The following is a 20,072-nucleotide window of genomic DNA, read 5'->3' on the forward strand; positions in this document are numbered from 1 at the left end:
GATGACGCAGACCCAGGTGGCCAGCGCCGCCCGCCGCACCCGCTATCCCGGACCGATCGCCGAGGCCAGGAAGCATCCGCACGCCCTGGTCGGGCAGGGGTTCGCTACCGACGAGGCGCTGGCGGAGATCCTGCACCGCTATCCGGCGCATCTGTTCGACATCAATCTGTACGACTACGACGATGAAGGTCAGGCCAGCCTGCGCACCGGCACGCGGGGCCATCTGTCGGGCGACCAGATGCTGGCGGCGATCCAGGCCGGGCGGCTGTGGGTCAATCTGCGGCAGGCGCAAGCCGGCTGTCCCGACCTGTGGCAGGCGGCGATGGGCGAGTTCGCGAAAATCCAGGCGACCTATCCCGGCATGAAGGCGGTGACCAACGCCGGTCAGCTGATCATCTCGTCGCCGGTCACCCGGGTGCCCTATCATTTCGACGCGTCGGGGGTGGTGCTGTTCCACCTGCGCGGTCGCAAGCGGCTGTTCATCTATCCGGGCGACGAGGCGCATCTGCCGGAGCAGGCGATGGAGCAGGTCGTGGCCCGCCAGACGGCCGAGGACCTGCCCTATACCCTGGCCTTCGAGGCCGATGCCCAGGTCATGGACCTGGAGCCGGGCGAGGCCCTGACCTGGCCGCTCTATGCGCCGCACCGGGTCGAGAACCTGGACAGATTCTGCGTCAGCCTGTCGATGGACTTCCAGACCTGGCCGACGCGGTTCCGGAACGGGGCGATCTATACCAATGCCGTGATCCGCAGCCGGGGCGGGCGTCCGCGTTTCACCGACGCCATGTCGACGCCGGAACTGGCCGCGCGCTGGGCGGCCTCGCTGGTGCTGCGCCGCGTCGGCGGACTGAAGAGCCGGATCGAGCATTTCGAGCGGGACTTCACCCCGGACGCCGCCGCCGCCGACGGGGCAGGGGCCTTGCCCGCCTGATCCGAGGGCGGCTTCGGCGTCGACACGCCGGGGACTGACGAAATCGCGCGACGGGCCTTTATTTCGCCCGCGAAGCGCGTATATGTGCGCGTTCCGCAATCACTCCATGATTCCGCGCGAAAGCGCCGAGGCCCGGTCCGTCGCCCTCCGACCGAGCGAAGGCGTGGCTCCTTCCCCAGGGAGCTTACCAGATTTCAGGCCTCCTGACCGTGAAAACGTGTCGAGGGTGGAGGCCGAAACCGATTGTCACGGCACGCGATCGCGCTGCCGGGGCTGCTGCATTTCACGCGTGTCTCCCCCGGGCGCGCGATATGGGAAAACAGAATGACTGACGTCCTGAACGGTCTCACCATCAACGGTCAGATCGCATCGGCCACGACCTTCACCGGCAAGAAGCGCATCCGCAAATCGTTCGGCCGCATCCCCGAGGCGGTGCAGATGCCGAACCTGATCGAGGTTCAGCGCGAATCCTACGAGCAGTTCCTGCAGCGCGAGGTCCGCCCCGGCGCGCGCAAGGAACAGGGCATCGAGGCCGTGTTCAAGTCGGTCTTCCCGATCCGCGACTTCGCCGGCACCGCCGAGCTCGATTTCGTGTCCTACGAGTTCGAAGATGCCCAAGTTCGACGTCGAGGAATGCCGTCAGCGCGGCATCACCTATGCGGCGCCGATGAAGGTCACGCTGCGCCTGATCGTGTTCGAGGTGGACAGCGAAACCGAAACCCGCTCGGTCCTCGATATCAAGGAGCAGGACGTCTACATGGGCGACATGCCGCTCATGACCGAGAACGGCACCTTCATCGTCAACGGCACCGAGCGGGTGATCGTCTCGCAGATGCACCGTTCGCCGGGCGTCTTCTTCGACCACGACAAGGGCAAGACCCATTCTTCGGGCAAGCTGCTGTTCGCCGCGCGGGTGATCCCGTACCGCGGGTCGTGGCTGGACTTCGAGTTCGACGCCAAGGACATCGTGTTCGTCCGCATCGACCGTCGCCGCAAGCTGCCCGCCACCACCTTCCTGATGGCGCTGGGCATGGACGGCGAGGAGATCCTGCGCACCTTCTACGAGACCGTGCCCTATGAGAAGCGCGGCGATGGCTGGGTCACGCCCTACAAGGCCGAACGCTGGAGGGGCGTGAAGCCCGAGTTCGACCTGGTCGACGCCGACACCGGCGAGATCGTCGCCCAGGCCGGTCAGAAGATCAGCGCCCGCGCCGCCAAGAAGCTGGGGGACACGACCAAGTCGCTGTCGCTGGCCGCCGACGCCCTGGTGACCCGCTACCTGGCCGCCGACGCCGTCAACTACGAGACCGGCGAGATCTATGCCGAGGCCGGTGACGAGCTGGACGCTCCCACGATCGAACTGCTGGAAGGCAAGGGCTTCACCACCATCGACGTGCTGGACATCGACCACGTCACGGTCGGCGCCTATATGCGCAACACCCTGCGGGTCGACAAGTCGACGGGCCGCGAGGACGCGCTGTTCGACATCTATCGCGTGATGCGCCCCGGCGAGCCCCCGACCCCGGAAGCCGCCGAGGCCATGTTCAACTCGCTGTTCTTCGACGGCGAACGCTACGACCTGTCGGCCGTCGGCCGGGTCAAGATGAACATGCGTCTGGAAACGCCGGAAGTGTCCGACGAAATCCGCGTCCTGCAGAAGGACGATGTGCTGAAGGTGCTGCAGATCCTGGTCGGGCTGAAGGACGGCCGCGGCGAGATCGACGACATCGACAACCTGGGCAACCGCCGGGTCCGTTCGGTCGGCGAACTGCTGGAAAACCAGTACCGCGTCGGCCTGCTGCGCATGGAGCGCGCGATCAAGGAGCGCATGTCGTCGGTCGATATCGACACGGTGATGCCGCACGACCTGATCAACGCCAAGCCGGCCGCCGCCTCGGTGCGGGAGTTCTTCGGCTCGTCGCAGCTGTCGCAGTTCATGGACCAGACGAACCCGCTGTCGGAAATCACCCACAAGCGTCGCCTGTCGGCCCTGGGACCGGGCGGTCTGACGCGCGAGCGTGCGGGCTTCGAGGTCCGCGACGTGCACCCGACCCACTATGGCCGCATCTGCCCGATCGAGACGCCGGAAGGCCCGAACATCGGCCTGATCAACTCGCTGGCGACCCACGCCCGGGTCAACAAATACGGCTTCATCGAGAGCCCGTACCGGCGCGTGAAGGACGGCAAGGCCCTGGACGAGGTGGTCTACATCTCGGCCATGGAGGAGTCGAAATACACGATCGCCCAGGCGAACGGCCGCGCTGAACGCCGATGGCTCGTTCGTGGAAGAACTGGTCTCGGCCGTCAACGGCGATTCCAACTGCTGATGGCCGCGCCGAGCATATCACGCTGATGGACGTGTCGCCGAAACAGGTCGTCTCGGTCGCCGCGGCCCTGATCCCCTTCCTTGAAAACGACGACGCCAACCGGGCCCTGATGGGCGCGAACATGCAGCGTCAGGCCGTGCCTCTGGTCCAGTCCGATGCGCCTCTGGTCGGCACGGGCATGGAAGAAACCGTGGCGCGCGACTCGGGCGCCGTCGCGGCGCCCGCGGCGGCGTCGTCGACCAGGTCGACGCGACGCGCATCGTGATCCGCGCGACCGGCGACCTCGAACCCGGCCGTCGGGCGTCGACATCTATACGCTCCAGAAGTTCCAGCGTTCGAACCAGAACACCTGCATCAACCAGCGTCCGCTGGTGAAGGTGGGCGACGTGATCGAGGCCGGCGACGTGATCGCCGACGGCCCGTCGACGGACCTGGGCGAACTGGCCCTGGGCCGGAACGCGTTGGTCGCCTTCATGCCGTGGAACGGCTATAATTTCGAGGACTCGATCCTGATCTCCGAGCGCATCGTGCGCGACGACGTCTTCACCTCGATCCACCTCGAGGAGTTCGAGGTCATGGCCCGCGATACGAAGCTGGGCCCCGAGGAAATCACCCGCGACATCCCCAATGTCGGCGAGGAGGCCCTGCGCAACCTCGACGAGGCGGGCATCGTGGCCATCGGCGCCGAGGTCCAGCCGGGCGACATCCTGTGCGGCAAGGTCACGCCCAAGGGCGAGAGCCCGATGACCCCGGAAGAGAAGCTGCTGCGCGCCATCTTCGGCGAGAAGGCCTCGGACGTCCGCGACACCTCGCTGCGCCTGCCGCCCGGCGTGGCCGGCACGATCGTCGACGTGCGCGTGTTCAACCGCCACGGCGTCGACAAGGACGAACGCGCCATGTCGATCGAGCGCGACGAGATCGAACGCCTGGGCAAGGACCGCGACGACGAACTGGCGATCCTGGAGCGCAACACCTATGGCCGTCTGAAGCCCCTGCTGCTCGGCAAGATCGCCGTCTCGGGTCCCAAGGGCCTGGGCCGCGGCGAGGTGACGGATGTCAAGCTGGGCGAGCTGTCGCGCGGCCTGTGGTGGCAGATCGCCCTCGACGACGAAAAGGCGATGGGCGAGCTGGAGGCGATGAAGAAGTCGTTCGAGGACGCCCGCAAGGCGCTCGACCGTCGCTTCGAGGACAAGGTCGAGAAGCTGCAGCGCGGCGACGAACTGCCCCCCGGCGTGATGAAGATGGTCAAGGTGTTCGTGGCCGTGAAGCGCAAGCTTCAGCCCGGGGACAAGATGGCCGGTCGCCACGGCAACAAGGGCGTCATCTCCAAGATCCTGCCGATCGAGGACATGCCGCACCTGGAAGACGGGACCTCGGTCGACGTCGTTCTGAACCCGCTGGGCGTGCCCTCGCGCATGAACATCGGCCAGATCTTCGAAACCCATCTGGGCTGGGCCTCGGCCGGTCTGGGCAAGCAGATCCAGGGTCTGCTGGAAGCCTGGCAGGGCGGTGGCCAAAAGCAGGCGCTGATCGATCACCTGACCGGCATCTACGGCGAGGACACCCCCCTGCCGCAGGAGGAGCACGAGCTGGTCGAGCTGGCGCAGAACCTGTCCAAGGGCGTTCCGTTCGCCACCCCGGTGTTCGACGGCGCCCATATCTCGGACATCGAGGATCTGCTGGAGAAGGCCGGGCTTGAGCGTTCGGGTCAGTCGATCGTCTATGACGGCACGACCGGCGAGCAGTTCAAGCGTCCGGTCACGGTCGGCTACATCTACATGCTGAAGCTGCACCACCTGGTCGACGACAAGATCCACGCCCGTTCGATCGGACCGTATTCGCTCGTCACCCAGCAACCGCTGGGCGGCAAGGCGCAGTTCGGCGGTCAGCGCTTCGGGGAGATGGAGGTCTGGGCTCTGGAAGCCTACGGCGCCGCCTACACCCTGCAGGAGATGCTGACGGTGAAGTCCGACGACGTGGCCGGACGGACGAAGGTCTACGAGGCCATCGTCAGGGGCGACGACAGCTTCGAGGCGGGCATTCCCGAGAGCTTCAACGTTCTCATCAAGGAAATGCGCTCGCTGGGTCTGAATGTGGAGCTGGAGAACAGCTGACGCGAGTGGCGAGTGGCGAGTGACGAGTGGCGAGATTTCGCCGCGTCACTCGCCACCGCCGACCTTCTCGCCACCAGCCACTCGCCACTCGCCACTAGATTTATCGCGGCTCTGTCCGCAGCAAGGAATCCAAGATGAACCAGGAAGTCCTGAACATCTTCAACGCGGTCCCGGTCACCCCGACCTTCGACCAGATCAAGATCGCTCTCGCGTCTCCCGAAAAGATCCGCTCGTGGTCGTTCGGCGAGATCAAGAAGCCCGAGACCATCAACTACCGCACGTTCAAGCCCGAGCGTGACGGCCTGTTCTGCGCGCGCATCTTTGGCCCGACCAAGGATTACGAATGCCTGTGCGGCAAGTACAAGCGCATGAAATACAAGGGCATCATCTGCGAGAAATGCGGCGTGGAGGTCACCCTGGCCCGCGTCCGGCGCGAGCGGATGGGCCATATCGAACTGGCGTCCCCCGTCGCCCACATCTGGTTCCTGAAGTCCCTGCCGTCGCGCATCTCGCTGATGCTGGACATGGCGCTTAAGGACGTGGAGCGGGTGCTCTATTTCGAGAACTACATCGTCACCGAGCCGGGCCTGACCCCGCTCAAGCAGAACCAGCTGCTGACGGAAGACGAATTCTATCGCTACCAGGACGAGTTCGGCGATGACGGCTTCACCGCCGAGATCGGCGCCGAGGCCGTGCGCAACCTGCTGATGGGCATCGACCTGCACGCGGAGGCCGAGCGCCACCGTGGCGAACTGGCCGACAGCCCGTCGGAAGTGAAGGCCAAGAAGGCGTCCAAGCGCCTGAAGCTGATCGAGGCCTTCCTGGAATCCGGCAACAAGCCGGAATGGATGATCCTGACGGTCGTGCCGGTCATTCCGCCGGAACTGCGTCCGCTGGTGCCGCTGGACGGCGGTCGTTTCGCGACCTCCGACCTGAACGACCTGTACCGCCGCGTGATCAACCGCAACAACCGCCTGAAGCGGCTGATGGAACTGCGCGCGCCCGACATCATCATCCGCAACGAAAAGCGGATGCTGCAGGAATCCGTCGACGCCCTGTTCGACAACGGCCGTCGCGGTCGCGTCATCACGGGGGCCAACAAGCGTCCGCTGAAGTCGCTGGCCGACATGCTGAAGGGCAAGCAGGGCCGCTTCCGCCAGAACCTTCTGGGCAAGCGCGTCGACTATTCGGGCCGTTCGGTCATCGTGGTCGGTCCCGATCTGAAGCTGCACGAGTGCGGCCTGCCCAAGAAGATGGCGCTCGAGCTGTTCAAGCCGTTCATCTATGCGCGCCTGGACGCCAAGGGCCTGTCGGGCACCGTCAAACAGTCCAAGCGCATGGTCGAGCGCGAACAGCCCCAGGTGTGGGACATCCTCGAAGAGGTGATCCGCGAGCACCCGGTCATGCTGAACCGCGCGCCGACGCTGCACCGTCTGGGCATCCAGGCGTTCGAGCCCAAGCTGATCGAGGGCAAGGCCATCCAGCTGCACCCGCTGGTCTGCGCCGCGTTCAACGCCGACTTCGACGGCGACCAGATGGCCGTGCACGTCCCGCTGAGCCTCGAGGCCCAGCTGGAAGCGCGCGTCCTGATGATGTCGACCAACAACATCCTGTCGCCCGCCAACGGCAAGCCGATCATCGTGCCGTCGCAGGATATCGTCCTCGGCCTGTACTATCTGTCGCTGGTCAAGGACGGTGAGCCGGGTGAGGGCAAGCTGTTCGCCAACATCGGCGAGATCGACGCGGCGCTGGACGCCGGTGTCGTGACCCTGCACACCCGCATCAAGGCGCGCTGGACCGAGGAAGACAAGGACGGCAATGCGATCACGCGCGTGATCGACACGACGCCGGGCCGGATGAAGCTGGGCGCGCTGCTACCCAAGAACCCGAACGTCGGTTACCGCCTGCTCGAGAAGAACCTGACCAAGAAGGAAATCGGCAATCTGATCGACGTGGTCTATCGCCACTGCGGTCAGAAGGCGACGGTGATCTTCGCCGACCAGATGATGGGCCTGGGCTTCCGCCGCGCGCGCCGGCATCTCGTTCGGCAAGGACGACATCGTGATCCCGGCCAGGAAGGGCGAGATCGTCGCCGCCACCCGCACCCTGGTCGAGGAATACGAGCAGCAGTATGCCGACGGCCTGATCACCAAGGGCGAGAAGTACAACAAGGTCGTCGACGCCTGGGCCAAGGCCACGGACCGGGTCGCCGACGAGATGATGGGTGAGATCGCGCAACCGCGCGTGCTGGCCTCGGGTCGTACGGCCGAGATCAACTCGGTCTATATGATGGCCAACTCCGGTGCCCGCGGTTCGCAGGCCCAGATGAAGCAGCTCGGCGGGATGCGCGGCCTGATGGCCAAGCCTTCGGGCGAGATCATCGAGACCCCGATCGTGTCGAACTTCAAGGAAGGCCTGACCGTCCTCGAATACTTCAACTCGACCCACGGCGCCCGCAAGGGTCTGGCCGACACCGCGCTGAAGACCGCCAACTCGGGTTACCTGACCCGCCGTCTGGTGGACGTGGCGCAGGATTCGATCGTCACCGAGGAAGACTGCGGGTCCACGCGGGGCATCACCCTGCGCGCCGTGGTCGAGGGCGGCGACGTGCTGGTCTCGCTGGGGCAGCGCGTCCTGGGCCGCTACAACGCCGAGGACATCAAGGCCCCCGGCACCGACACCGTGCTGTTCCCGGCCGACACCTATCTGGTGGAGGACGTGGTCGAGGTCATCGATCGCGAGGGCGTCCAGTCGGTCAAGGTCCGTTCGGCCCTGACCTGCGAGGCCGAAGCCGGCATCTGCGGCATGTGCTACGGCCGTGACCTGGCGCGCGGCACCAATGTCAACATCGGCGAGGCGGTCGGCGTCATCGCGGCGCAGTCGATCGGCGAGCCGGGCACGCAGCTGACGATGCGGACCTTCCACATCGGCGGCACGGCCCAGGTGGCGGAAACCTCCTTCTACGAGGCGACCAATGCCGGGACGATCAAGATCGTCGGCCCGACCGTCACCGGCACCCAGGGCGACCTGGTGTCGATGAGCCGCAACGTCGTCGTCACCGTCATGGTCGATGGCAAGGATCGCGAAAGCTACAAGATCCCCTACGGCGGCCGTCTGCGCGTCAAGGAAGGCACCGAGGTCAAGAAGAACCAGCGTCTGGCCGAGTGGGACCCCTACACCACCCCGATCATCACCGAAGTGGGCGGCACCGTCCGCTTCGAGGATCTGACCGAGGGTCTGTCGTTCCGCGAGGAGACCGACGAGGCGACGGGCATCGCCCAGCGCGTCGTCATCGACTGGCGTGCCAGCCCGAGGGGTTCGGACCTGCGTCCGGCCATGGGCATCACGGCGGGCGACTCCTACACCAAACTGGCCTCGGGCTCCGACGCCCGGTACCTGCTGCCGGTGGGGGCCATCCTGTCGGTCGCCAATGGCGACGAGGTCAAGCCCGGCGAAATCCTGGCCCGTATCCCGACCGAGGGTGCCAAGACGCGCGACATCACCGGCGGTCTGCCGCGGGTGGCCGAGCTGTTCGAGGCCCGTCGTCCCAAGGATTGCGCGGTCATCGCCGAGATGGACGGCCGGGTCGAGTTCGGGCGCGACTACAAGAACAAGCGCCGGATCAAGATCACGCCGGAGCTGAACGCGGACGGCGAACAGCCCGAAGCGGTCGAGTTCCTGATCCCCAAGGGCAAGCACATCTCCGTCCACGACGGCGATCTGATCCAGAAGGGCGACTACATCATCGACGGCAACCCCGATCCGCACGATCTGCTGCGCATCCAGGGCGTCGAGGCGCTGGCCGAGTATCTGGTGAACGAGGTGCAGGAGGTCTATCGCCTGCAGGGCGTGCCGATCAACGACAAGCACATCGAGGTGATCGTTCGCCAGATGCTGCAGAAGGTCGAGATCATCGACTCGGGTGAAACCACCCTGATCCGTGGCGACACGGTCGAGGTGGCGGAAGCCGTGCTGGAGAACGAGAAGGTCGAGAAGCGTGGGGGCCGGATCGCCACCACCCAGCCCGTCCTGCTCGGCATCACCAAGGCCAGCCTGCAGACCCGCAGCTTCATCTCGGCGGCGTCCTTCCAGGAGACCACCCGCGTCCTCACCGACGCCTCGGTCAACGGCAAGAAGGACACGCTGGAAGGGCTGAAGGAGAACGTCATCGTCGGCCGCCTGATCCCGGCGGGCACCGGGGCCTATCTCCGGTCCTTGCAGAAGGTCGCCAATGCCCGCGACGCCGAGCTGACCTCGACCCGCGAAGCCGCGATCGAGCCCCTGCCGGCCGAACTGCAACTGGAGCTGGCCGAGAGCGAGTGATCGCTCTCCGTCCCGGGTCGAGCCCGGGATGACAAGGCAGAGATGATTAAGGGCGGTTCCGGCGACGGGGCCGCCCCTTTTCTTCGGCCCGCGACTGTCAGGGTCTGCACTTTGAGGTTGCAGGCGATCGTTGACGTCGTCGGATACTGTCGGCATCCTTGCCCCGTCAGGAGGCGAAGATGACCAGAGCCAAAGCAACGCCCGGCAGCATCGATACGGTCCTCTGGATCGTCACCATCCTTGCCCTGTGTGTGATGATCTACTTTATGGCCGCGACTGCGATGATCGAGCTGGGAGCCGCGGCCCACGACGCCTTCTGCCCGGAGCACGGCTGGGCGGTGTGAGCCGGGGTCGCTCGGCGACGATCAGCCCAGGGCTATTTCGGCCCGGCGGTGCCGCCGAATGGTGCCTCCTCCTCATGCTGGAACTCGGGGCGCAGCAAGGCTCCGGCACAGGTCCCGCGCAGGTTGCCGCCGACGCACTCGGGCGAGGCACCGACGATGCCCACGCCCGGCCGGCCTCCCCGCCGCGCCTCGTACTGGGCCAGGGCGGCCGCCCCGTCGCGGGCGAATTGGGCCTCGCGGCGGGCTTCGGAAGCCGTCAGTGTGCGTGGCCCGAGCGGCCCGGCCCGACCGGCGGCCGCGTTGAAGCGCTCGTCGCAGAGCTGCTGTTCCGCCGGGCTCAGCCGTCCGTCCATGGTGCGACAGCCCGCTGCGCCGAGACGCAGCGAGCGGGCGACAGCCGCCCGCATGGTCTCGGGCGTCACCTGCCAGGGGTCCACGGTTGCGGGGGCGTCGGCCGGGGCCTGTGCGGCGATCCGGGGCGAGAGGGGCGAGGGCCGTGCCTCGGACGGGCCGGGGGCGGCCGGTGCGGTCGACCGCTCGGCCATGATGTCGCCCAGGGTCGGTGTGGGCTCCGTTCGCGCCGACCCCGGGGCGGGAACACGGGCCACCTCACCCGGCAGGAGCGGGCGCGGTTCCATCTCGAGGAAGATCGGGATGTCGTCGGCGAGGTCGGGCGGAGCCAGGGGCGTCTCGAAGAGCCGCAGCGCCAGGGGCGTCAGGATCGCGATGTGGAACAGGACCGACGCCGCGAGCGCCCCTATTCGGCGGCGCATCACGGGCCCGAAGGTCGGTCGCCGTCGGGCGAAGCTCAGACTGGCGTCGACCACGCATCCTCCCTGCCGATCGCCCCGAGGCTGAAGGGCGACCGTGGCGGGATCAGGGCAGGGTCAGCCGACCACCCGCCAGGGCGTCAGCGGCCGCACGGTGGCGCAGGCAGGCGTGCCGTCCCTGGCGCGTCCGGGCAGGGTGGTCCCGATCACCGCGCCGGGTTTCAGCAGGTCGGCGGGAATATCGTGGACATCGATCTTGGCGCGGCGGCTGACGACGGGCAGGCCGGGCATGGCGCCGCCGATGGCGATGTAGACGAAGCGGCGGTCCTTGCCCTCGCGTCGCACGAAGGTTCCGCCCAGCCGGCCGTCGGGGCGCAGATCGACCGGCATGTCGAAGGTCAGGGGGGCCTCGGTCGACAGACGGATGTCGTGGGGCGCGTTCTTCGCATCCTGTCGCCAGTAATGCAGACCGGGCAAGGGATCGGCGATCGTCAGGCGCAGGGTCAGGGTCTCAGTCATGGGTCACCAGATGGCTGCCGCGCACCATTCGCACGAACGGGATGGGGCGGTCCTTCCCGGCTCGTCGTTCTGCGCCGTCCGGGATGATGAACCGCCCGGCCACCTCGGCCAGGACGAAGCGGGTGATGGCGGGCAGGTCGAGGGCGCGGGCTTCTTCCAGCGGGAGCCAGGCGATCTCGTCCAGCTCGCCGGAGCCGGCCGTTGGTTCGGGGGCCAGAAGGGCCGAGGCGTCCGCCATGAAGAACCGGGCGTCGAACCGGCGCGTGCGACCCGGCGGGGTGATGGCGCGCGCGACATAGTTCAGGGCGGCGAGGTCGGGCAGGGCCCCGACGGCCCGGAACGCGCGCCACGGTCCCGCGACGGAGGCGGACGGGGCCGGGCGGCCGAGGATCAGGCCGGTCTCCTCGAACGTCTCGCGCACGGCGGTCAGGCACAGGGCGCGGGCGCGGTGCGGGGCCAGTTCGGTCTCCAGACGGGCGCGGGTGGCGGCCGAGGGCTCGGTGGCCGAGGCGGCGGCGAAGTCCGACCGGTCGATCCGGCCGCCGGGAAACACCCATTTGGAGGCCATGAACACATGCCCCGGCGCGCGACGCCCCATCAGCACCTGGGGGCGGGTGCCGGAGCGGACCAGGATCAGGGTCGCGGCGTCCTTCGGCCGCTGCCGCGGACCGGCCGGGCGCGGCGCGTCGGCAAGGTCCTGACGGGCGTCAAAGGGGTTACTCGGGGGAGACACCGGACACGATTACCACCGACAGGTCCCGCGTGGGGATGAAGTTGGTCCGGCGCATCTCGAACTGCGTCTCGCTGATGCGGCGCACGTTCTCGCCGCAGAAGCTGACGAGATTGCCGGCTTCGCCCTTGTCGACGACCAGGCGAAACTCCCCGATCGGCTCGGCCCAGTTGGCCCCCGTGGTCAGGACATAGTCGATCCAGGTCTCGGTCAGGTACTGGCCCTGGCGGCGCAGGCGTGCTGCGCCGGCCTGGAAGGCGGCGTCGGCGCAATAGTGCGTGGCGTGCTCGGCGGCGTAGTCGCTGTCCGCCGTCTCGGGATCGCCAAAGAGGCTGAATGCCGATCCGCCGACGGCGGGGGCGTAGCGGTGGTCCACGTCGACCGCTTGACCGGCCGGAAAGACCTGGGTCCGATAGTGGGTGGTCTTCAACGTCCATAGCGGCACGTAGTCCGCGACCCGGCCGGTGCCGTCGTCATAGCTCCGGTCCTCGATTATGCCCATCTGGACCAGCTGCTCGATCCGGGGTCCGGGCAGGGCGGCGATGGCGTCGCGGATGTCCCGGTCGTAGGGCGACAGGGGCAGGGACAGCTCTCGCAGCAGGCCGGTGCGATCGGCTTCGCCCAGCATGGCCTTCTGCTCGATTTCGGTGGCCACCCGCTGTCCCGCCACAGTGGTGGTGAAGGCCAGGGTGCCCGGGTCGGACAGGGCGATGGGGGCCTCACTGCCGCCGACGAGGTCGGGCAGGGGAAAGGCGACGATTGTGGTGATGTCCTGGTCCGTGCGGTTGAAGAACCGGTATTTCACCCGGATCTCCCGGGACGAGACGAACAGATCCTCGGACTGCATGACGATGCCGTCGGTGCGTTGCAGGACGAGGCCGCCGGTCCCCATCGAGGCGACGCTGTCATTGGCGGCGGCCGGCCCGGCGAGACACAGGACGACGAAGGTCGACAGAGCAATTTTTCGGATCATCCCGGTTCCTCCTGCGCGAACATGTTATCCGAGGCATCGAGGAGGCTCAACGGGACAGGACGTCAACGCTGCTCGTCCTTGCGGACCGCGTTCAGACCGCCACAGCGGCGTTGCTCAGCCGCCTTCCGCTTCGGTCTCGCCCTGGGCAATGGCGGCGATCTGGGCTTCGAGGGCCTGTCGGGCTTCGGGCGAGCAGTTGCTGGCGGCAGGGTTTGGGGCCCCGGCTGTGGCCGCGCCGGGCGCGACGATCAGATCCTCGACCAGACTTTCGGCGGCGGCGCGGAGGGGGGCCTCCTCGATCCCGGCCACGGCCGCCTGCGCCAGACCCGCCGCATCGACGTCCTCCCAGCCGCAGGTGGCGGCCGCCAGCTTCAGCGTCCGGGCCGCCTGAACGCCCTGCACGATCTCGGGATGGCTCGCCTCCAGCGCGGCCATGGCGGCGTTGCGACCGGCCTTCCCGACATCCACCTCGCCACAGGCGGAAAGGGTGAAGGCCGAGACCGCAGATAGAGCCAGAACCAGACGAGGCATGCCGATCACTCCTTTGAAGACCCGGCGGGTCATAGCAGACCGGGCGGATCCCGAAAGGCGGCCGATTGGCCGGTGGGGCGCGGCCCTACCGCCGCTTGCCCTTTCTCACGCCCTTGAGGCCGCCGGACGGGCGGCCTCCGCGCGGGGGTTTGGGACCGCCGGGACGACCCGTGCCCCGCTTGGGCGGGCCGTTGCCGCCTGTACCCGGACCCCGGCCGCGCAGGCCCAGACGCGGGGCGGGGGCGTTGGGGTCGCGGGGTTCGGGGTCACTGAGCATCTCGAACACCAGGCCGCCGGTGATCGGGGTGGCCTCCTTCAGCCTGACCTCGACGCTGCGGCCCAGGGTGTAGCGCTGGCCCGACCGTTCGCCGACCAGGGCATGGGCGCGGTCGTCGTGGGTGAAGTATTCGTTGCCCAGCGAGCTGACGGGCACGAGGCCGTCGGCGCCCGTCTCGTCCAGACGAATGAACAGGCCAAAGCGGGTCACGCCGGTGATGCGGCCGGTGAAGGTCGCGCCGACGCGATCCTCCAGAAAGGCGGCGATGTAGCGGTCCATGGCGTCGCGCTCGGCGGCCATGGAGCGGCGCTCGGTCAGGGTCACCTGATCGGCGATGGCGGGCAGTTCGGCGATCTCGCGATCGGTCAGGCCGTCAGGGCCGAGGTTCAGTGCGCGGATCAACCCCCGGTGCACGATCAGATCGGAGTAGCGCCGGATCGGCGAGGTGAAGTGGGCGTAGCGATCCAGGTTCAGGCCGAAATGGCCGACGTTGTCCGGGCTGTAGATCGCCTGCATCTGGGAGCGCAGGACGACCTCATTGACCACCTCGGCATGGGGGCCGTCGCGGGTCTCGTCCAGCAGCCTGTTGAAGCGTTTGGTGGTCGGGGCCTCGCCCTTGTTCCAGGGTTTGCCCAGCGTCGACAGGAAGTCGGCCAGGTTGAAGACCTTTTCCTGGCTGGGCGTATCGTGGACGCGGAAGATCAGGGGCGTCTTCCTGCCCTCCAGCGTCTCGGCGGCGCAGACATTGGCCTGGACCATCATTTCCTCGATCAGGCGGTGGGCCTCCAGACTGACGCGCTTTTCGATGGAGGCGATGCCGCCGTCGGGTGACATGCGGATGCGGCGTTCGGCACTGTCGATCTGCAGGGGCGCGCGCTTCAGTCGGCCCTTCAGCATGGTGTGCCAAGCGTTCCACAGCGGATACAGGATCGCGTCCATGATCGGGCCGGTCGGGTCGTCGATCCCGCCGCCGTTCTCGACGCCGTCGATGGCCGCCTGGGCCTGTTCGTAGGAAAGCTTGGCGTGGCTGCGCATCAGGCCGCGATGGAATTTGTGGCCCAGTTTGCGGCCGTCCTTGTCGAAGACCATGCGCACGGCCAAGGTCGCGCGGTTCTCGCCTTCCTTGAGACTGCACAGGCCGTTCGACAGCCGCTCGGGCAGCATCGGCTCGACGCGGTCGGGGAAATAGGTCGAATTGCCCTTGGCGCGCGCCTCGCGGTCCAGACTGGTGTTGGGCCGGACGTAGGCGGCGACGTCGGCGATGGCGACCCAGACGATCCAGCCGCCCTCGTTCTTCGGGTCCTCGTCGCGCTGCGCATAGACGGCGTCGTCGTGGTCGCGGGCGTCGGCCGGGTCGATGGTGATGAAGGGGATGTCACGCAGGTCGTCGCGGCCCTTCAGCGTCGGCAGGTCCTGGTTCTCGGCCTCCTGCTCGACGGCCTCCGAGAAGCCCATCGGCACGCCGTGGGTGTGGATGGCGATCAGGGAGGCGGCGCGGGGATCGTCCTCGCGGCCCACGGTCTCCAGGATCTTGCCGCGCTTGTGGCCATAGCGCTGGTCCGACTTCTCGATGGCGGCCAGGACCAGATCGCCGTCGCGCAGATCGGCGGCCTGAAGCGCCGACACGATCAGCACGTCCTTCGAGCGCCGGTCGACCGGCTCGACCCGGGTCTCCTTGTTGGACTTTCGGATCACACCGAGGACGCGGTTGTTGTGGGTGTCGAGGGTCTTGATCAGCCGGGCTTCCCAGCCGTTGGGGCCGTGCTGGAACTTGGCCAGCACGCGATCACCCAGGCCGGGGGCCGGGCCAGGTTTGCCTTTATCAGGGATGAGCAAGGCGCGCGGTGCATCGGCCGAGGCCTCGACCATGCGGACGTAGAGCTCTCCGTCATTATCCTTCTCGACCACATCGGCGACGCCGACGGGGGGCAGGGCGCCGGCTTCGGAAAAGCCCTTCCTGCCGCGTTTGCCGAGCTTGCCGGAGGCTTCGAGGCCGCGGATCATTTCGCGCAAACGCCGACGATCCTCGCCCTTGAGGCCGAAGTGGCGGGCGATATCGCCCTTTTCCGCCGATCCGGCCTCGCGCAGGAAGGCCAGCAGGGTGGCCTCGTCCGGCAATCCGGCGGCGGGTTTTCCGGGTGGTTTGGTCATTCAGTCTTTCGGTTCGCCGGGCGCTTCGGCCTCGGCGGGGTTCAGGCAGGGAACGCCCAGTGCAGCGGCGGCGCGTGCCATGCCGCGATCGAGCGTAAGTATGGTCGCCTCTAGCCGCGTCGCGGCGGCGATGTGGATAGCGTCAGGGGCGCGGAGCACGAGGTTATGGCGTCGGACCAGATCGGTGGCCATCGCGATGTCCCCCTGATCCAGGGAGACGCGGTCCGACGCGGATGCCACCCAGACGTCGAGATGGTCGAAGAGAGATTCCGCTTCGACGGGCATCCTGGCTCCCACCCTAACAAGCCGGGCGATGGCCGCCGAAGATTCCGCGACGCAGAAGTCGCTCACGAGTGGCGGCGGTTGTTGATCGAGGACAGCGTCGATCATCGAGCTCGTCAACTCGCGCGTCACGACAGAGACGAGGATGCTGGCATCCAGCAAGAGCCTCACTCAGTAACCTTCGTCGCGCATGTCGCGGACAAGCTCGGCGGCCGACATTCCAAGCGGCGGTCGCGCGTCGCGACGACGGGCGAACTCCTTCATGAAGGCCAGTCGCTCGTCACCCGCGAGTTTGGCGGGGACCGTTGGACGCGCCAGCTCTGCAACAGGCTTGCCGTGCCGGGTGATGGTGATCCGTTCACCCGCCTCGACCCTCTCAAGCAGGTGAGTGAAGTTGTTCTTGGCTTCGGCGACGCCGTAGGTGGCCATGGTCGTTCTCCAAGATTATGGCCATAAATATAGCCATAAATGTCGGCATCGGCAACGGGTTGTCCGGGCCCGGCGGCACGCCTAGCTTCCGGCCTCGAATCCGGAGCCCGATCATGTCCCTTGCCGAACACCCGACCCTGAGCGCGCCGACCGGGTCGCTGCTGGACCTGATCGGCAAGACGCCGATGGTGGAGGTGACGCGGATCGACACCGGGCCGTGCAGACTGTTCCTGAAGCTGGAGGCGCAGAACCCGGGCGGGTCGATCAAGGACCGCATCGCCCTGTCGATGATCGCCGCGGCCGAGGCGGAGGGGTATCTGAAACCCGGCGGCACGATCGTCGAGGCCACGGCCGGAAACACGGGTCTGGCGCTGACGCTGGTGGGTCAGGCCAGGGGCTACAAGGTGTTGCTGGTCATCCCGGACAAGATGTCGAAGGAAAAAATCCAGCATCTGCGGGCGATGGGGGCCGATGTGCGGCTGACGCGGTCGGACGTCGCGCACGGGCATCCGGAATACTACACCGACATGGCCGAGCGGCTGGCGCAGCAGATTCCGGGCGGGTTCTTCGTCAACCAGTTCAACAACCATGCGAACTCCCTGGCCCATGTGAAGACCACCGGCCCCGAGATCTGGGAGCAGATGGGTCACGACATCGACGCCTATGTGGCCGGGATCGGCTCGGGCGGGACGATCACGGGCGTGGCCCAATACCTGAAGAGCCAGGGATCGAAGGCCGCGATCGTCCTGGCCGACCCGGTGGGATCGGTTCTGGCGGGCATCGTCAACGAGGGCATACCCGGACCGGAGGGCAGCTATACGGTCGAGGGCATCGGGCAGAATTTCGTGCCGGATACGGCGGACATGAGCCTGATCGACAAGGCCTATTCGATTCCGGATGCCGAGGCCGTGGCGACGGTGCGCGAGCTGCTGCTGAAGGAGGGCATCCTGGCCGGATCGTCGTCGGGCACATTGATTGCTGCAGCCCTGCGCTGGTGCCGCGAGCAGACCGAGCCGAAGCGGTGCGTGACCTTCGTCTGCGACACGGGCGCCAAATATCTGTCCAAGGTCTATAACGATGCCTGGCTGGCCGATCAGGGCCTGGGCGAGCGGGTGATCCAGGGCGATCTGTCGGACCTGATCAGCCGCAAATACGAGAAGGGCGATGTCGTCACGGCCGGGCCAGACGACACCCTGGACACCGCCTTCAAGCGGATGCGCGGGGCCGACGTCTCGCAGTTGCCGATCATCCAGGACGGCCGGCTGATCGGCATCCTGGACGAAAGCGACATCGTCCACATCATGAACACCGACGAGATCACGCGACGCGAGCGCTTCGCCAAGCCGGTCTCCTCGGCCATGACGCGCGACCTGGACACGGTCCAGGTGACGGAGCCGCTGGACGCCCTGATCCCCCTGTTCGACCGCGACCGGGTGGCGATCGTGCTGGATGGCGAGACGTTCGTCGGCTTGATCGCGCGGGTCGATCTGATCAACCACCTCAGCCTGAACCGGTGATTGGAGCGGTGCACCAGATGCACTATGTTCCGGGATGGTGACGCTTCACAGAGCGCCATCGTGGAAGATCGCGATCTATGGTCGAGACCATCGGATCCCGCATTTTCATATCGAAGGGAAGGGCTGGAGGTGTTCCGTGTCGATCGCGACTCTTGAACCGATCATCGGCAATCCGCCGAAGGATGTTTTGGCGGCCGCGTCGGGCTGGGCTTCCCAGCGACAGGCCGAACTGATGCGAACCTGGCGAGAGCTGAACCCGTGAGCGACGAACAGTCCCACATCATTCGCTCCGTCCGTGCCGCCGAGGATTACACGCTGCTCCTCGTTTGGGAGCAGGGGGAGGAGGTGAAGATCGATCTGGCGACCACGATCAGGAGCCAACCGTTCAAGGCCCTCGCGGACCTGAATGCGTTCCGGCAGGTCGAGCTGGGAGACTGGGGGCACAGCGTGGTCTGGCCGGGCGAGATCGAGATGGGGGCGGACTCCCTATGGCTGGACAGTCTTACGGCATGGGGGCGGGACGACACGCGTGCGTTTCTGGAATGGCGTCTGCGGAACGGTCTGTCGTTGAACGGCGCAGCCGAGGCCTTGGGGCTGTCCAGGCGCACGATCGCCTATTATTCCGGGGGGCGGCCGGTGCCGCGTTCCATCCTGCTGGCCTGCAAGGGCTGGGATGCTTTGAAGGCCGCATGACCTCGATCAAGAACAGCCAGGGGTTTTCGACCCGCGCCATCCATGCCGGTCAGCGGCCCGACCCGACGACGGGCGCGGTGATGACGCCGATCTATGCGACCTCGACCTATGCCCAGGAAAGCCCGGGCGTGAACAAGGGCTATGAGTATGCCCGGGGCAAGAACCCCACGCGCGAGGCGTTCGAGGCCTGTATCGCCGACCTGGAAGGCGGGGTTCAGGGGTTCGGTTTCGCCAGCGGCATGGCCGCGACCTCGACGGCGCTGGAGCTGCTGGACGCCGGGTCGCACATCGTGACGGGCGACGACCTGTATGGCGGATCCTGGCGGCTGTTCGAGCGGGTGCGGCGGCGCTCGATGGGGCTGGATTTCGCCTATGTCGACCTGAGCGATCTGGCGGCGGTCGAGGCGGCGATCACGCCGAAGACGAAGATGCTGTGGGTCGAGACCCCGACCAATCCGCTGATGAAGCTGGCCGACATCGCGGCCCTGTCAAAGGTCGCCAGGGCGCACGGCCTGCTGCTGGTGGTTGACAACACCTTCGCCACGCCGTGGAGCCAGCGGCCGCTGAGCCTGGGCGCCGATATCGTCATGCATTCGGCGACCAAATATCTGAACGGCCACTCCGACATCATCGGCGGGGTGCTGGTGGCCGGAAACGTGGAGATCGCCAAGGAAATCAAGTTCCTGCAGAACTCGGTCGGCGGGGTCATGGGGCCGTTCGATGCCTTCCTGGCCAACCGGGGGCTGAAGACCCTGGGCCTGCGCATGAAGGCGCACAACGAGAATGCCCTGGCGATCGCGCGCTGGCTGGAAGAGCGCAAGGGTATCGCCAGGGTGATCTATCCCGGCCTGATCAGCCATCCGCAGCACGCGCTGGCGACGCACCAGATGAACGGTCGCTATGGCGGCATGGTCACGGTGATCCTGGACGGCGACCTGTCACGGACGAAACTGGTGCTGGAGCGGGTTCAGGTCTTTACCCTGGCGGAGTCGCTGGGCGGGGTGGAGAGCCTGGTCAACCACCCGGCCATCATGACCCACGCCAGCGTGCCGAAAGAGGTCCGCGAGGCGGGCGGGGTGACCGACAACCTGATCCGGCTGTCGGTCGGGGTCGAGGATCTCGACGACCTGATCGCCGACCTGGATCAGGCGCTGGGATAGA

14 protein-coding genes and 2 pseudogenes are annotated in these 20,072 nt (G+C 66.9%); 8 read left to right on the plus strand and 8 right to left on the minus strand.

Annotation, left to right across the window (positions count from 1 at the left end; all coding sequences use genetic code 11):
* The first annotated feature begins 1 nt into the window (after position 1).
* The 4 genes and pseudogenes from HZ989_RS06930 (at position 2) to HZ989_RS06945 (ending at position 10,039) form a co-directional block, all read left to right on the plus strand.
* Complete coding sequence (locus HZ989_RS06930) at positions 2-931, plus strand: cupin-like domain-containing protein (RefSeq protein ID WP_209322868.1); 930 nt, start codon at positions 2-4, stop codon at positions 929-931.
* A 324-nt stretch (positions 932-1,255) separates the two neighbouring features.
* Positions 1,256-5,372 (plus strand): annotated as a pseudogene (rpoB, locus tag HZ989_RS06935) (DNA-directed RNA polymerase subunit beta).
* 134 nt (positions 5,373-5,506) lie between these two features.
* A pseudogene (rpoC, locus tag HZ989_RS06940) lies at positions 5,507-9,695 on the plus strand (DNA-directed RNA polymerase subunit beta').
* 179 nt (positions 9,696-9,874) lie between these two features.
* On the plus strand, positions 9,875-10,039 hold the full coding sequence (locus HZ989_RS06945; RefSeq protein ID WP_209322869.1) for a hypothetical protein: 165 nt from the start codon (positions 9,875-9,877) through the stop codon (positions 10,037-10,039).
* 32 nt (positions 10,040-10,071) lie between these two features.
* Here HZ989_RS06945 and HZ989_RS06950 read toward each other — a convergent pair whose 3' ends face one another.
* The 8 genes from HZ989_RS06950 to HZ989_RS06985 form a co-directional block, all read right to left on the minus strand.
* A complete protein-coding gene (locus tag HZ989_RS06950) occupies positions 10,072-10,866 on the minus strand; it encodes a hypothetical protein (RefSeq protein WP_209322870.1) in 795 nt (264 codons plus the stop codon).
* Between the two features lie 60 nt (positions 10,867-10,926).
* Entirely contained in the window at positions 10,927-11,328 is a 402-nt protein-coding gene (locus HZ989_RS06955) for a DUF5990 family protein (protein WP_209322871.1), read from the minus strand.
* On the minus strand, positions 11,321-12,061 hold the full coding sequence (locus HZ989_RS06960; protein ID WP_209322872.1) for an NUDIX hydrolase: 741 nt from the start codon (positions 12,059-12,061) through the stop codon (positions 11,321-11,323). The genes HZ989_RS06955 and HZ989_RS06960 overlap by 8 nt, the downstream gene beginning before the upstream one ends.
* A complete protein-coding gene (locus HZ989_RS06965; protein ID WP_209322873.1) occupies positions 12,045-13,031 on the minus strand; it encodes a DUF4424 family protein in 987 nt (328 codons plus the stop codon). Before HZ989_RS06965 ends, HZ989_RS06960 begins: the two co-directional genes overlap by 17 nt.
* 114 nt (positions 13,032-13,145) lie before the next feature.
* Positions 13,146-13,562 carry a hypothetical protein gene (locus HZ989_RS06970; protein WP_209322874.1) on the minus strand — a complete coding sequence of 139 codons (417 nt, stop codon included), beginning with the start codon at positions 13,560-13,562 and terminating at the stop codon, positions 13,146-13,148.
* 85 nt (positions 13,563-13,647) lie between these two features.
* Positions 13,648-15,990, minus strand: a complete 2,343-nt coding sequence (gene rnr / locus HZ989_RS06975; RefSeq protein WP_209322875.1) for a ribonuclease R — start codon at positions 15,988-15,990, stop codon at positions 13,648-13,650.
* A complete protein-coding gene (locus HZ989_RS06980; protein ID WP_209322876.1) occupies positions 15,991-16,434 on the minus strand; it encodes a type II toxin-antitoxin system VapC family toxin in 444 nt (147 codons plus the stop codon).
* 9 nt (positions 16,435-16,443) lie between these two features.
* Entirely contained in the window at positions 16,444-16,701 is a 258-nt protein-coding gene (locus HZ989_RS06985; protein ID WP_209322877.1) for a type II toxin-antitoxin system Phd/YefM family antitoxin, read from the minus strand.
* A 113-nt stretch (positions 16,702-16,814) separates the two neighbouring features.
* Here HZ989_RS06985 and HZ989_RS06990 point away from each other — a divergent pair, with 113 nt between their 5' ends.
* From HZ989_RS06990 to HZ989_RS07005, 4 genes are read left to right on the plus strand one after another with little or no spacing between them, the layout of a single operon-like run.
* Positions 16,815-18,218 carry a cystathionine beta-synthase gene (locus HZ989_RS06990; RefSeq protein ID WP_209322878.1) on the plus strand — a complete coding sequence of 468 codons (1,404 nt, stop codon included), beginning with the start codon at positions 16,815-16,817 and terminating at the stop codon, positions 18,216-18,218.
* Between the two features lie 34 nt (positions 18,219-18,252).
* Complete coding sequence (locus HZ989_RS06995; protein WP_209322879.1) at positions 18,253-18,480, plus strand: DUF4160 domain-containing protein; 228 nt, start codon at positions 18,253-18,255, stop codon at positions 18,478-18,480.
* A complete protein-coding gene (locus HZ989_RS07000; RefSeq protein WP_209322880.1) occupies positions 18,477-18,911 on the plus strand; it encodes a DUF2442 domain-containing protein in 435 nt (144 codons plus the stop codon). Before HZ989_RS06995 ends, HZ989_RS07000 begins: the two co-directional genes overlap by 4 nt.
* Complete coding sequence (locus HZ989_RS07005) at positions 18,908-20,071, plus strand: PLP-dependent aspartate aminotransferase family protein (RefSeq protein ID WP_209322881.1); 1,164 nt, start codon at positions 18,908-18,910, stop codon at positions 20,069-20,071. The genes HZ989_RS07000 and HZ989_RS07005 overlap by 4 nt, the downstream gene beginning before the upstream one ends.
* Position 20,072: the final 1 nt, after the last annotated feature.

The sequence above is a fragment of the Brevundimonas sp. AJA228-03 genome, from assembly GCF_017795885.1.
Taxonomy (GTDB): domain Bacteria; phylum Pseudomonadota; class Alphaproteobacteria; order Caulobacterales; family Caulobacteraceae; genus Brevundimonas.

Bases quoted from the DNA above. Each gene is read 5' to 3' on its own strand.
- HZ989_RS07005 (WP_209322881.1), top strand. From the start codon at position 18,908: ATGACCTCGATCAAGAACAGCCAGGGGTTTTCGACCCGCGCCATCCAT.
- HZ989_RS06930 (WP_209322868.1), top strand. From the start codon at position 2: ATGACGCAGACCCAGGTGGCCAGCGCCGCCCGCCGCACCCGCTATCCC.
- HZ989_RS06985 (WP_209322877.1), bottom strand. From the start codon at position 16,701: ATGGCCACCTACGGCGTCGCCGAAGCCAAGAACAACTTCACTCACCTG.
- HZ989_RS06970 (WP_209322874.1), bottom strand. From the start codon at position 13,562: ATGCCTCGTCTGGTTCTGGCTCTATCTGCGGTCTCGGCCTTCACCCTT.
- HZ989_RS06990 (WP_209322878.1), top strand. From the start codon at position 16,815: ATGTCCCTTGCCGAACACCCGACCCTGAGCGCGCCGACCGGGTCGCTG.
- HZ989_RS06965 (WP_209322873.1), bottom strand. From the start codon at position 13,031: ATGATCCGAAAAATTGCTCTGTCGACCTTCGTCGTCCTGTGTCTCGCC.
- HZ989_RS06955 (WP_209322871.1), bottom strand. From the start codon at position 11,328: ATGACTGAGACCCTGACCCTGCGCCTGACGATCGCCGATCCCTTGCCC.
- rnr (WP_209322875.1), bottom strand. From the start codon at position 15,990: ATGACCAAACCACCCGGAAAACCCGCCGCCGGATTGCCGGACGAGGCC.
- HZ989_RS06945 (WP_209322869.1), top strand. From the start codon at position 9,875: ATGACCAGAGCCAAAGCAACGCCCGGCAGCATCGATACGGTCCTCTGG.
- HZ989_RS06995 (WP_209322879.1), top strand. From the start codon at position 18,253: ATGGTGACGCTTCACAGAGCGCCATCGTGGAAGATCGCGATCTATGGT.